The 12,779-nt window shown below is 68.2% G+C and carries 9 protein-coding genes and 1 pseudogene; 6 read left to right on the top strand and 4 right to left on the bottom strand.

The features are described from left to right. Positions 1-38 precede the first annotated feature (38 nt). The 3 genes from ABTZ94_RS16860 to ABTZ94_RS16850 are packed head-to-tail and all read right to left on the bottom strand — an operon-like array spanning position 39 to position 5,498. Positions 39-1,883, bottom strand: a complete 1,845-nt coding sequence (locus ABTZ94_RS16860) for an alpha-keto acid decarboxylase family protein (protein WP_351201790.1) — start codon at positions 1,881-1,883, stop codon at positions 39-41. Next, complete coding sequence (locus ABTZ94_RS16855) at positions 1,880-3,991, bottom strand: flavin monoamine oxidase family protein (protein WP_351201788.1); 2,112 nt, start codon at positions 3,989-3,991, stop codon at positions 1,880-1,882. Before ABTZ94_RS16855 ends, ABTZ94_RS16860 begins: the two co-directional genes overlap by 4 nt. A 16-nt stretch (positions 3,992-4,007) precedes the next feature. Continuing rightward, on the bottom strand, positions 4,008-5,498 hold the full coding sequence (locus tag ABTZ94_RS16850) for a Dyp-type peroxidase (protein ID WP_351201786.1): 1,491 nt from the start codon (positions 5,496-5,498) through the stop codon (positions 4,008-4,010). 469 nt (positions 5,499-5,967) lie between these two features. On the opposite strand from ABTZ94_RS16850, the gene ABTZ94_RS16845 reads away from it, so the two are divergent. From ABTZ94_RS16845 to ABTZ94_RS16820, 6 genes and pseudogenes are all read left to right on the top strand, one after another. Continuing rightward, entirely contained in the window at positions 5,968-6,732 is a 765-nt protein-coding gene (locus tag ABTZ94_RS16845; protein ID WP_351201785.1) for a hypothetical protein, read from the top strand. Then, positions 6,732-7,052 carry a hypothetical protein gene (locus tag ABTZ94_RS16840; protein ID WP_351201783.1) on the top strand — a complete coding sequence of 107 codons (321 nt, stop codon included), beginning with the start codon at positions 6,732-6,734 and terminating at the stop codon, positions 7,050-7,052. Before ABTZ94_RS16845 ends, ABTZ94_RS16840 begins: the two co-directional genes overlap by 1 nt. A gap of 372 nt (positions 7,053-7,424) precedes the next feature. Then, positions 7,425-8,246, top strand: a complete 822-nt coding sequence (locus ABTZ94_RS16835; protein ID WP_351201781.1) for an amidohydrolase family protein — start codon at positions 7,425-7,427, stop codon at positions 8,244-8,246. Then, a complete protein-coding gene (locus ABTZ94_RS16830; protein WP_351201779.1) occupies positions 8,138-8,719 on the top strand; it encodes an amidohydrolase family protein in 582 nt (193 codons plus the stop codon). Before ABTZ94_RS16835 ends, ABTZ94_RS16830 begins: the two co-directional genes overlap by 109 nt. Positions 8,720-9,229: 510 nt before the next feature. Continuing rightward, positions 9,230-10,135 (top strand): annotated as a pseudogene (locus ABTZ94_RS16825) (transposase); the annotation flags it as partial. A 908-nt stretch (positions 10,136-11,043) separates the two neighbouring features. Then, complete coding sequence (locus ABTZ94_RS16820) at positions 11,044-11,724, top strand: GP88 family protein (RefSeq protein WP_351201777.1); 681 nt, start codon at positions 11,044-11,046, stop codon at positions 11,722-11,724. 199 nt (positions 11,725-11,923) lie between these two features. On the opposite strand, the gene ABTZ94_RS16815 is transcribed toward ABTZ94_RS16820, so the two are convergent. Next, complete coding sequence (locus ABTZ94_RS16815; protein ID WP_351201775.1) at positions 11,924-12,250, bottom strand: cupin domain-containing protein; 327 nt, start codon at positions 12,248-12,250, stop codon at positions 11,924-11,926. Between the last annotated feature and the right edge of the window lie 529 nt (positions 12,251-12,779).

The raw sequence follows: 12,779 nt of genomic DNA, 5'->3' as shown, positions 1-12,779 counted from the left end.
CCCGGCCCGAGGACCGGGGCCGGTGCGCCGTACGGCGGCTACATGCACTTCTCGTCGATGTTGTACTGGAGTGCCCGCGGGTAGTCGTGCCGGCTGAGCCGGACCCGGGCCAGGATCGGGCCGCTGTTGATGTCATTGCCCGGATCGGCGATGTCCAGCAACAGTGACTCCAGCTCGGTGTGGGTGGTGAGCTCCCGCCCGTGCATCTGGTGCTTCTCCGAGCCGAAGACCTCCGCCAGCTTCTCGTACTGCCAGGGGTGCAGCACGTTGTAGAAGTCGGCCCCGTCGGACGGCTTCTCCTTGTAGTAGCAGGGGTTGACCAGCATCTGCTCGATTCCGTAGAAGCCCTCGTTGTCCAGGACGAAGACCACCGGCCGCAGTTGGTGGCGCACGTGTGTGGACAGCTCCTGGCAGATCTCCTGGAACGAGCCGTCCCCGACGAACACCAGCGGCCGCTTGAGCGGCTGCTGGCGGGCCAGCGCCACCCCGGTGGCCGCGCCGACCGAGTAGCCGATGGACAGCCAGCTGTTCTGCGCCACGAAACTCGCCCGCTCCACCATCTGTAGATTCATCGAGCCCAGCAGTGCGAACGCTGCGTCCGAGACCACCGTGAATGGCGAGGTGGCCTCCGGGCCGTCGCCATGCGCCTGGCTCAGCAGGAAGGCGTTCATGCGCTGGAAGAACCCGTCGTACGTGAGCTCCTCGGGGTGGTCCGTGCTGCTCAGGCCAGCCAGGAAGGCGGTCGTGGTCGCCGGGACCTGCCGGTCCTTGGCGTGTGCCAGCGCGAAGAGGTCGGCCTCGAACGCCCGCTTGCCGAAAGCGGCAACCAGCGCATCCCGCAGCGCAGTGACGAACCGTGCCAGTTGGACGTCCGGGAAGTACTGCGCGCCGACGCTGACGCCCTCGCGGGCGGCCACGATCCAGTCGTCGCCGATCGACTTCTCGCCCCCGAGGTTCTTCGACGTCGACCAGGTGCCCAGGCCGATCCGGCACCCGGCGGCCTTGAATGCCTCGCGCACCTCCGGCAGGCTCGCCTTGCCGTTGTAGACGCCCGTGAAGCCCGGGGTGTTCTCGGAGACCACGGACTTCGCACCGACGGTGGTGCAGAACGGGATGCCGGTCAGCTCCACCATCGAGACCAGCTCCCGCTCCAGCCGGTTCCGCTCGATCTCCTCGCCCGCCCACAGCACCGGCGTGCCGAGCCGTTCGACGAGCTTTACCGAGGCCTCCACCGCCTTGGCGAGCATTTCCTCGTTCTTCTTGGTGAACGGCCTTTCCTGGCTGCGGAGTTCGCCCTGCGGTGCGGCGCACGGGGCATTCCAGAGGTCGTCCATCACCTCCAGGTAGACCGGCCTGCGCTCGGTCAGGCCGGCGATGATCGCGCTGTCGATCTGCGAGGGCGCGAGCCCGGGGTTGGAGATCACCTGCGCGTCCACCGTGACCTGCCGGTAGACGTCCAGATTGCTCTCCCGGCGCTGGCTCATGTGCGAGGTGAGCAGACCGACCGCCTGGTAGTTGAGCCACTGCTCGTACGGCGGTGCCGCGTTGATCGCGATCACCGGCACGTACTCGACGTACGCGCCGCCGATCGGGTTGAGCAGGCTGAACGCGCCCACGCCGTAGGTGACCGCGACGGCGGCGACGCCCTGCTCGCCCTTGGCGAGGTCGGCGTCGGCGGCCCGCACCCGGGCGTAGGCGTCGGCGGCGTAGCCGCCACCGGCCTCGGTCGGGGTGCCGACCCAGCGCACCCCGGTGGTGGCATGCATGATCGTCAGGAACGGGCCGAGGTGGTCGCCCGGCACCCCGAACAGGTGCCGGATGCCCAATTGCTCCAGCCTGGTGGCCAGGTAACGGCCCACCGTCCATTCGCTGTTGCCGCTCATTTGCTCAATACCTCCGCTTTGCGTGCGTGACCGGTCCGCACCTCGGGCCGGATCTCCGGTTTGGCGCGGGACGGTGGCGCGGGTGCCTCGTGCACGGCGATCGCCGCGCGGACGGCGGTCTCCACCGCGCCCTCGATCCAGGCGTGCTTGAGCGAGACGTGCTCGCCGGCGAAGTGCACCGGGCCCTCCGGCTTGACCACGTCGAGGTGGAAGCTGGTCATCTGGTGCGGGGTGTACACCGCTGCCTCGCCGAAGGCGTACGGGTCGCGCAGCCAGCTCTGGGTCTGGCCGTAGCCGGTGTAGAACACCTCGATCCGCCGGCCGTGCACCGACTGGAGGTTGCGCAGCGCGTACACGTACCGCTCGGCGTCGGCCATCGAGTCCCAGCGCGCCGCGTCGTCCGACCAGCTGTAGCTGGCCAATACCACGCCGCCGTCGTCGCTGTCGGGCACCGGGTGCGAGGGGTAGTACATGAAGCGGTTCGGGTTGTCGGTGGTCGAACCGCCGCCGAAGCAGTTGGTGGAGGGACGCACACCCGTCCCGCGCAGCGGGGTGTGCCGGAAGACCTCCAACTGTTCCTGGCTGATCCGGCTCGAGTCCACGCTCCGGTGGGCGCCGAGCAGCACTCTCGGTGGTTTGGGCGGCGGCCGGTGCCCGTTGTGCGCGGCCAGCGCGGCCGCCTCGGCGTCCTCCTCGGCGGCCCGCTGGTAGTACTCATACAGGCCGGGCTCGATGGAGTCGAGCTCGTCCTTCCAGTCCGCCTCGGTGAACTCCCACCACCGGCGGGAGAACTCCAGCAGTACCTTGGTGGCCTGGTCGTAGTGCGTCTCGATGATCGCCCGGCGCTTCTTGTACGAGTACGGGGGCGAGACCTGGACGAACCGCAGCGCGGAGAACGGGACGGTGACGATCGCGAAGTCGCCCTTCCAGATCGTGGGTTCAGCCTCCGGGTTGCCCTCGGGCACGGTGTGGACGGCGACCTGCGGCCCGTTCGGTCCGACGCCCTGGCCGGCCCCGCCGTCGCGGCGCGGGTCCCAGTACTCCATCCGGATCATCCGCTCGCCCATTTCGAGTTCGTCCTGGAGCTCCTCGGCCAGGGCGTAGGGCAGCTGCCAGCTGCCGCCGTCGATCTCCCAGTAGGTGGCGTCCGGGTTGATGTCGCTGCGCCCCAGGAAGGTGTGGAAGAAAGACAGGTGCAGCCGCGAAGTCATGTTCTCGATCGTGCCGACCGCCTCGATGGCCTCGTCGCTGAAGCCCGCGTACTCGCGCAGGAAACGGCCCATCGAATAGCCGTCGAAGTCGCGGATCACCCGAGCCCAGCCCTCCAGCCACTCGGCGAACGGCTTGCGCACCCGCTTGCCGTTCTCGATGTACGAGTAGTAGTCGCGGATCGGCTCCAGCGCCTGGTTGACCATCTCGCCGGCGGTGATTCGCACCTCGTCGCCGGTGAGGTGGAAGCCCTCGTTGACGCTGCTCGGGTCGGCGGCGTACTCGCTGCGGCGGGCCTGGATCCGGTTGGTGCGGATCCAGCTGTTGAAGCGCTTGACCGGCTCGCGGAAGTCCGGGCTGTCCTCACCGTACTTCCAGACCTTGCCGTCCTCGAAGGACTCGTAGACCACCGGCGGGACGGGCGTGTTCTGGTTGCCGGTGTCGGGATCGACGTCGACGTTGTAGAACAGCTGCCGTTTCAGGCCGAGGCTGTCTACCAAGGCCAGGGTGAGTGGGTGGAAGCTGGGCAGCCGCATCGCCCCGGCCTCCCCGTACTGCACCGGGTCGTAGAACGGGCCGTCCTGCTCGTTGTCGGTGGAGCGGAAGGTCTTGATCCGCCCGCCGATCCGGTTGGCGTTGGCCTCCAGGATGGTGACGTTGTGCCCGGCGTCCTTGAGCAGCTTCCCGGCAACAAGACCGGCGATCCCCGCGCCGACGATCAGCACGTCCTTGGGCTCGTCGGTCTCCGGGATGCCCTCCTTGATCAGGACGTCGAGGTAGCGCAGCTTCAGGTCCTTGTCGTCCGGACCGACGAGCAGCAGCTCACGGGCCAGCTGCCAGCAGGTCTGCTGGCCGGCGCGGTCGTTGGCCGTGCCCTCGACGGTGGGGCTCTCGTTCATGGCTTCTCCTCGCCGCTCAGGAGCCGACCGGCTTGTTGGGGAGGTCCTCGCCCTCGGCGAGCAGCCGCAGCGTGCTGATCGAGGGGGTGAAGGCGTAGAGCGCGCCCGTGGTGCGGACGAAGCGCTTCATGTCGACCGTGCCGAAGGTGCCGTCCGTGAGCTCGATCGAGGCCTTGCCGGCGAGGCCGGTGACCTTGTCGAAGCCGTTGGCGACCTCCTGGTCGGACTGGCTCTCCCCGGGGGTGAACGCGTCGTCGTTGGACCAGTGCTGCTGGACCAGTTCGAACTGTTCTTCCAGCGAGGTGCCGTAGCAGACGAACATCAGCCCGCGGTCCTTGCCGTCGTCCGAGCTGCCTTTGAACTCGGGGCCGTAGGGAATGCCGCGGCGCATCAGGCGGTGGCTCTTCGGCTTCTTGTCGACGATTCCGGCGAAGGCACGCGGATGGGTGCGGCGGATGTGCGCGGCCCAGGGGGTGTGCCGGCCGATGGGGTCGTTCGCGTAGTCGAAGCCGTTCCGGTCCGAGCCGAGGCCGGTCACGGCGCTGCACGGTGGGGTGAGCGGTGTGCCGTCCTTGGCCCGGCCGACCAGACAGGCACCGAGCCGGTTGCTGTCCATGTTTCCGGTGAAGTTCTTGACGCCGTCCACCACGGCCTTGTTCCAGCCGGCGACATCCTGGTGAAGGCGGCGCACCACCTGGAGGGAACCGTTCTTCATCCACGCCGGCGCCTTCCGGTCGCCCTGTTCGCTCTTGTAGCCGAAGACGAACTCGCCGGGTTGGATCAGCTCGGTCCCGGCGTGGTTGTCGCGGAAGCCCTTGCGGCTGGCGTCCTCGTGGTGGAAGTCCTTGACGCCGGGCTGGGAGATGCCGTCCTTGTAGCCGAAGTGCTCGTGACCCTTCAGATCGCCCTTCAGGGTGCGGCCCTCATCCACATGGACGCGCGTGATCTGGTGGGTCTGCTCGACCGTGTCGAGGTTCTTCAGTTTCTCCTTCAGCAGCGCCTCGGTGTCCGCGGCGACGATGAGGACCGCGTGCACAACCTTGTCGCCGGTCCTGGCCCCGAACAACCAGGTCTTGGGGTCGCTCTCGCCGGTGTCCCCGAGGTCCTTGGCCCGTGCGGCCGCGCCCGCGCAGAACGACGTGAAGGTGCTGAGGTCCTTCTTGATCTGATCGGGCTTGTTGGAGATCGTCACGAGGCCCTCGAAGGTGAGGGAGACCCCGCAGCGGACGGTGGTGATCGACGGATCGCGGCCGAAGGCCCGGCGGGCCAGCGAGAACTGCTCGTTGAAGTCCTCCGTCTCGTTGGTTGTCGCGACGGTGTTGAGGATCGCGGAGAGCCAGCCGCGGCCCTTGGCGGCGTCCGGGAAGCGCAGGTAGCGGAAGTCCATGAAGTCCTTGTTGAACGCGGCCAGGACGTTGCCCTGGATGTCGGTGGACCCGCGCAGTTCCGGCTGGGGCAGCTGCTCGATGAACGGGACGGTGGTGGGACGGGTGGGGGTCGTGGTCACGGTGGGGCTCCTCGCATGGGGTGGAGGGCGGCGGCAGATTCGCATAACCACCGATCACAAAGTGTGACGAATTGGCTACTTAAAGTATCTACGTGTCGCCGTGAGCTCTGTCAAACGGAGGCCAGCTGCGGTCACCGGTCGGCCTCCGGCTCGTAGAACTCGGCGTCGATCGACGACTTCGGTAGCTGGGCCGCGGCCGCCAGGTCGTCGGCCGCGGCGTCGCTGGCGTACAGCTCCACGGCGGTTTCCGGCAGCTTCTCCGGACGACCGCTGGACCCCCGCCGACTGGCAGCAGGCCGCCACCCGCGCCCTCGCCGCCCTCGGCGGCCAGTGGGCGAACGCTGCCTCACCCGGCCCGAGCCGGCTGCTCCTCGTCGCATGCCTGCGCCAGGGCCTGCGCCTGGCCCGCGACCACCTCACCGACCTGGGCTGGCTCACCGACGCCGCCCACGCCTACACCGACGACTCCGTGTGGGAGCCCCTCGCCCTGCCCACCGACACCAGCACCGAACCGGTCCCGGGCACCCCCGCCGACGCCCTGGCCGAACTTCTCACCGCGATCGCCCGCCGCCAGCACGAACACCGCCAGCGCACCGCGGACCGCCTCACCGCAGTCCTCGACACCGGCCTGCTGCCCGCCGAGCTCGCCGAGGGGCTGTCCGCACGTGATCTGGCCCGGGCCCGGATCCGGCTGGAGCACCTGATGGAGATCGAGACCGGGTTCCGCAGCGGCAGCCGCTACTGGGCCCGTCCGCATGAGCCCCGGCCTGCTTTTGATCTGGTGACGACCAGTTTGGGCGAGCGTCGTCGTACCAAGGCCCTGGAGCTCGGTGCGATGTCGGAGGCCGAAGCCACGGGGCTCGGCCTGGAGTCGGTCAGCGAGCGCACGCTGAAGCGGATGGCCGCCCGCTATCGGGAGTCCGGTCCGGCCGGGCTGGCCGACGGACGGTGGACCCGGCGGGCTGGCGGCCATCCCTCGGTGACGGCCGAGTTGGAGGAGGCGATTCGGGCGGTGCGGGAGCAGTGCCTGCGCCGGTCGCGGATCAGCATGGCGTCGCGTGAGCGGCTGGTCCACCAGTACGTGCGGGAGGTGTTTCCCGGGCGGGAAGTGTGGGTGCCGCACCGGACGACGCTGGCGCGGGTGTGGCGGGAGTGGTTCGGGCCGGACGGGGTCCGGCAGCGGTATGTGCGCTCGGCCGCCGCGGTTCCGGCCCCGGCGGGGTGCCGGTGGTGATGTCGCGGCCGGGGCAGGTGGTGGTGCTGGACTCGACGCCGTTGCCGGTGAAGGTTCTCGACGATGTCTTCGGGACTCCGGTCAGCGTGCATCTGACGATCGCGCTGGACGCCTACACCCACTCGATCGTCGCGTTCCGTCTGACGCCGGTGGCGGAGTCGTCGGTCGAGGTGGCGATGCTGCTGCGGGATGTGCTCTCGCGTTCGGTCGGCGTGAGGGCACTGACGTGGTTCTCGTACTCGCGGCGCGCTTTGTGCTGTGCCGGGACCGCCGGGACGCCCTGGCCGCCGTCGAGGGGCCGACAGCGGGTGAGGAGCTGACGGTGGACGGCTGGGGTGGTGCTGACGCACAGGGTGTAGCCCTGGCCGCGCAGTACGGCCACCCCTTGGCCGAGCGCGGCTCGTTCGGCGGGCGTCAGTTCACCGTCCTCATGCCGACAGTGCGAGGGGCGGCAGAGGGGTCTCGTGCACGTCGGGCACGGGGAGCCGTTCTGGTCGAGACGGTGACACACCACGTTGTGTGACACACCACGTTCGAGCTAACGTCCCCGGCTTCTCCGTGGGGCCGTGCCACTCTGCGCCCGTTGTGCTCGCGGTCGTGTCAGCAGGTGACCGGGTGGCGCTGCCGCGCCCTGGATCCGATCCGGCCGGCGTCTGCTTGCAGCTGCCCCATCCTGCCACGAGAGGAAGATCGTGACCCAGCACCGGACCTCCGCGCCGATTCTCATCAACAACGTGCGCGTATTCAACGCCGGCGACGACGTCGACTCCGAGCTGACCGAGCCGACGTCGGTACTCATCCAGGACCGCAAGATCGCCGCGATCGGTGGGAAGACCGAGCCCCAGCCGGAGACGGTCGTCATCGAAGGCGGCGGGCGGGTGCTCATGCCCGGCCTGAGCGACGCGCACGTACACCTCTTCGCGGCCGGGACGACCCAGGCAGAGCTGATCACCGGGGCCACCGGGATGAACTACTACAACGCGCTTGCCGAGGCCGGGCGGATGCTCATGCGCGGCTTCACCACGGTCCGGGACATGGCCGGCGACGTCGCCTCGCTGCGGCAGGTCCTCGACTCCGGCACGTTCCCCGGGCCGCGCATCTACCCGAGCCAGGCGGCGGTCTCCCAGACCTCCGGGCACGGCGATTTCTCCGCCGTCCACGAGGACGCGACCACCTTCTCCTGCGGGCTGCACCCCCGGGCCGAGCAGATCGGCTTCATGCGTGTCGCCGACGGCCGCGACCAAGTACTCGCGGCCGTCCGCGAGCAACTGAAGAAGGGAGCCGTACAGATCAAGATCATGGCGGGCGGCGGGGTGTCGTCCGCCTTCGACCCCCTGGACGTCCTCCAGTACACGCCGGACGAGCTCCGCGCGGCGGTCGAAGCTGCTGCGGACTGGGTACCTACGTGTCCGCGCACGTCTACAACGACGAGGGCATCCGCCGTGCGATCGACGCCGGAATCAAGTCGATCGAACACGGCCACCTCGCCGCCGGCCGTGAGACCGTCAAGCTGATGGCGAGCAAGGGTGTCTGGCTGAGCACCCAGCCCTTCCTCGAAAGCGACCACGAGTACGCCAACGCGGAGAACGCCGAGAAGAACAAGCAGGTCTGCGACGGCGTTGCGAACACCTTCACGTGGGCACGGGAAGTGGGAGCGAACATCGCCTTCGGCACCGACCTGCTGCTCGAACCCGAGAAGGCCGGCCTGCAGAACGAGATGCTCACCCGGCTGTCCACCGACTTCGGATTCAGCCCCATCGAGGCGCTGCGGATTGCCACGTCCGGCAACGCCGCCCTCTTCCGGCTCTCCGGTGAGCGTGACCCCTACAAGGCGGGCCGGCTCGGTGTGATCGAGGTCGGGGCCTGGGCCGATGTTCTCCTGGTCGAGAACGATCCCACGCAAGACCTCACCGTACTGGGCGACCCGGACAAGAACCTCGCCGTCATCATCAAGGACGGCCACATCTACAAGAATCTTCTCGGCTGACAGAACCCGCGGGCCAACCACCCCGACCTCGCCCGATGCCACCGTCGTCCACGTCGAGCCCGACCGACATCACGAGATTCCATGCTCTCCCGGGAGATCGGTGTCGCGTCAGTCTTCGGTGACGGCGCGGCGGCACCCGCCGGTCCAGCTCGATCTCAGCTGTCTCCACCATCTCGGCAACCCGCGCGGCTTCCTCTCGCAAACCCTCCACCCGCACCCGGGCAGCCGCCTCTCGCTCCTCCAGCAATCCCAGCATCGACGCCACCGCGCACCCCTCACCGACCAAACGGAACCAGAACGCCGAGACTCTCCCTCACCCCGAGCGAAACCATGCCTGACCAGCAAGAATCAAACGATCACGTTCGGTTGAGATACGGCTTCTCAGCTTGACGTTTAACGTCGCGGGTCACCCGACCTGCTGATCTGCGGTTCTTCCCGGGACAGCGGAGGCGGCCGTTCTCCACGCTTCGAGATGTCGAGTCACGAAGTACAAGAGAACGGCCGCTGCGTATGAGTCTGTCTGTCGATGCGCCCGCAGGCGAGGCGTTGGATGTGTTGTCCCGCTTTCGGGTCGAGTTCTACGAATGCCTCTACGCCCGCCAGGACGCGCTCTTCGAGCTCACGGACGCGGTGTTGTGCGCGGACGGGCCGGTGAAGACCCTGGTTGAGCTGTCGCTGGCGGTCGAGCACCGGCGCGGGCATGGCGCGCTGTATGCGGCTTTGGACCGCGGTTGGCTGGAGCCGACGCGGTTGCGCCGCACGCTGGCCGGCCTGCCGCTGCCGAAGGCCGGCGACGGGCGGATCGTGCTGGCCGTGGACGTGAGCAACTGGCTCCGCCCCGATGCCCCGACCAGCGACGACCGGCTGTTCTGCCACGTCTACGGACGTGGCGACCGCAAAACGGACCAGTTCGTGCCGGGCTGGCCGTACTCCTTCGTTGCCGCCCTGGAATCCGGCCGCACCTCCTGGGTCGCGCTGCTGGACGCCGTGCGCCTGGGACCCGCCGACGACGCGACGCTCGTCACCGCCGCCCAACTGCGCGACGTTGTCGCGCGGTTGACGCAGGCCGGGCACTGGCGGCCGGGCGACCTGGAGATCCTCATCGTGATGGATGCCGGCTACGACGTCACCTACCTCTCCCACGCCCTGGCTAGCCTGCCGGTCGTGCTGGTCGGGCGCCTGCGCTCGGACCGGGTCATGCTCCGCGACCCGGGCCCGCCCCTTTCCGGCCCGAAGGGCGGGCGACCCCGCCGGCACGGCGGTGTCCTCACCTTCGCCAAGCCCGACAGCTGGCACGAGCCCGACGTCACCACCAGCACGGACACCACCCGCTACGGCAAGGCCGAGGCGATGGCCTGGGACCGGATGCACCCCAGGCTCACCCACCGCGGCCCATGGCTGGACCACGCCGAGGAGGGACTGGCCGCGTGGCGTGCTGGATACCACCCCGTGGGAGAGGCAGTCCAGCTGCCGCAGGGCAGCCTGCGCAACCCGGCGGATAGGCAGGCCTACGAGGACCAGAGCTTCGTCCTGCGCGGTGAGTTGCCCGTCACCTGGCCGAAGAACGGCCAGGTGATGTGGGCTGCGGATGAGTCACTCACCCGGCCGCTGATGGGGGCGGACGAGTCGTACAAGACCCTGGCTGGCACCCGTGTGAACGGAAAACCGCACCTTACGGTGACCAAAGCAACGCTGGGTAACATGCGTGTGGCGACCAGCCGCGGACCGGCGACGGTTCCGTCCTGGTTCTTCACCCTGGACGGCTATGCCACCCCTCTCAAGCAGGCCGCTGCCATTCCGTCTACATCCCCTCGGCCCCCGATCGGGCCAGCCCGCGACATCCCTGGCCTTCCGCTCGACAGGGTCATCCAGATCGCCGCAGACGGCCGCTCGGTGACCGTCGTTGCCCTCCATGGCGTCTGCGACGACGGCGCCGCGGTGGACGTGCTGGAAACAAGCGGCAGCGTCGTACTGTCGGTCTCCGTCAAAGACCGCAAAGACAGTGGCAACTGCACCACCAAGCAGGCGAAGTTGCAGCAGGTGACGGTGAAACTAAAACACTCTGTGGATGACCGCGTCCTGCTCGACGCACTCACCGGCCAGCCAGTTCCCTACAAGGGGGTAAACGGCATATCGCCGAGCGGCAGTTGAGTTTGTCGTTGCAGGTCAGCGAACCAGCAACCCTCGGTGCGCGCCGGGGTCGCCCCCCACTCCACTGCTCTCTGATCACTCGGGCACTGTAACGGGGCAACGCTCACTACATCCATGGGTTGAGCACAGAACGTGCCAGCTTGTTAGCTCTCAGCAAACCATTATTCGAACGTATGGTCGGCAGACCTTTGGAGCTGTTGCCCGCCGCGCTTCGTACGAGCGATCAACACGTAGGACTTGACAGAGAAGCCACCCGGCTCTGGGACGGACGAGTCGTCAAGACGTGCCCGGCCGCCGGGGTCTGCGCCCAGGCCTGCTACGCGCGGAACGGTACGTACAACTTCCCCGGGGTCATCGGCCGCCACCAGCAGAACCTGGCCTACGTCCTGGACGACCTGCCCGGCTGGCAACGGCAGATGGCCGCCGAACTCGCCCACACCCGCCACCGGGGCGGCTGGATCCGCATCCATGATGCCGGCGACTTCTTCAGCGACCGCTACCTCTCCGCGTGGCTGCGCCTGGCCGCCTTCCGCCCGGCCGTGAACTTCTACGCCTACACCAAGGAGGTCAGCCGGTTCCGGCGCCTGGTCGAGCCGGCACCCCCCAGGAACTTCCGGTGGGTGTTCTCGTACGGCGGGACGGAGGACCACCTGATCCGCCCCGGCGACCGCGTCGCCGACGTCTTCCCGGACGACGCCTCGATCCGATCGGCGGGCTACCACTCCCAAGACGCGAGCGACCTCCTGGCCGTCCTCGGCCCGGCACCCGTCGGCATCCCCGCGAACATCATCCCGCAGTTCCGGCATGAAGCCTTCGCCTGGGCCCGCGTTCGTTGTGCGTCTGTGCCGTCGTGAAGCTACTGCTTCCAGCGCATTGGCGCCCCTGGGTCACTGTGGGTGCAGGTCGGTCTGGATCCATGGCGACGGGTGCTCTAGTCGCCGGGAGCTCCCTTCACGATCTCGCCCAAGCTGAGACGCACACCTTGCCGATGATCCGACCGCACTGCCGCGGGGCCTAGAGACGACTACGGAACGCTCTGATCGTTACTCTGAGCTACTTGTCACAAGTGTCCTCGCCATCGGGGTAGACAACCAGGAGCGTGCAGCCGATCGCAGACTGCGGGTAGTGCACGGAGCCAGGTTCGGCGCAGAGCACCGTGCCAGTCTGCCAAATGTCCGTGCCGTCGCCGAACTCGCCCTTGACCACGTGCACGAACTCGCGGACCGTGTGCCGGTCCTCGCCGAACTGCGCGCCCGGCGCGAACTCCAGCAGCATGATCACACTGGGGTCGTTCGACGTGCCCTCCTTCAGGCGACGCGCGGTGATGTGCTCGTTGACCTGGATGTCCGACGCCGAGGCCTGGTCCAGATGAACGCCCACGAAACCCGGAAGCATAGGTGTCCCCACTTCAACTACTCTGCGGTGGCAGCCCGTTGCCGTCCACCGGATGTCGATCAGCGTAGGGATCTTCGACGGCGCTTACTACGCCACACATGCACCAATTGCCTCATGATGTACAGCACGTATGCACACCTCGCCGCCCGAGACCCTTGACAACCAGGTCCGAGGCGAGGGCCACAGCGGCCCGTCAGAACGCCGTGTGAGGGCAGCTGATCGCGGTCGGCGGTTGGGAAATCGGGGCACTTATCCGGGAGTCGGAGCCGACACTCATCGCATCGCTCTGAGGCCTTACCCAGCAACGCGGCCGGCCCGACGGTGCCGACCCCAGCCTCGGCCCGGGAACATCGCCGAGACCGCCGTGGAGACCGTCCTGGATCGCCTGTAGGAGATCCCCCCTACCTGTCAGGCAGCCCTGGGCCCCGACGCGCGGTTCGTCGTGCCCGCCCACATCGACATCACCTGCCGTCCCGCCGCCCCAGCACCCCGGATAACCTCGCATCCCACCCCC

The organism is Streptomyces sp. NPDC002785 (assembly GCF_040295565.1).
Taxonomy (GTDB): Bacteria; Actinomycetota; Actinomycetes; order Streptomycetales; family Streptomycetaceae; genus Streptomyces.
The sequence above is the reverse complement of the archived record's forward strand: the minus strand, read 5'-3'. Positions and strand labels throughout refer to the sequence as shown.

Bases quoted from the DNA above. Each gene is read 5' to 3' on its own strand.
- ABTZ94_RS16860 (WP_351201790.1), bottom strand. From the start codon at position 1,883: ATGAGCGGCAACAGCGAATGGACGGTGGGCCGTTACCTGGCCACCAGG.
- ABTZ94_RS16855 (WP_351201788.1), bottom strand. From the start codon at position 3,991: ATGAACGAGAGCCCCACCGTCGAGGGCACGGCCAACGACCGCGCCGGC.
- ABTZ94_RS16840 (WP_351201783.1), top strand. From the start codon at position 6,732: ATGTCGCGGCCGGGGCAGGTGGTGGTGCTGGACTCGACGCCGTTGCCG.
- ABTZ94_RS16820 (WP_351201777.1), top strand. From the start codon at position 11,044: ATGGTCGGCAGACCTTTGGAGCTGTTGCCCGCCGCGCTTCGTACGAGC.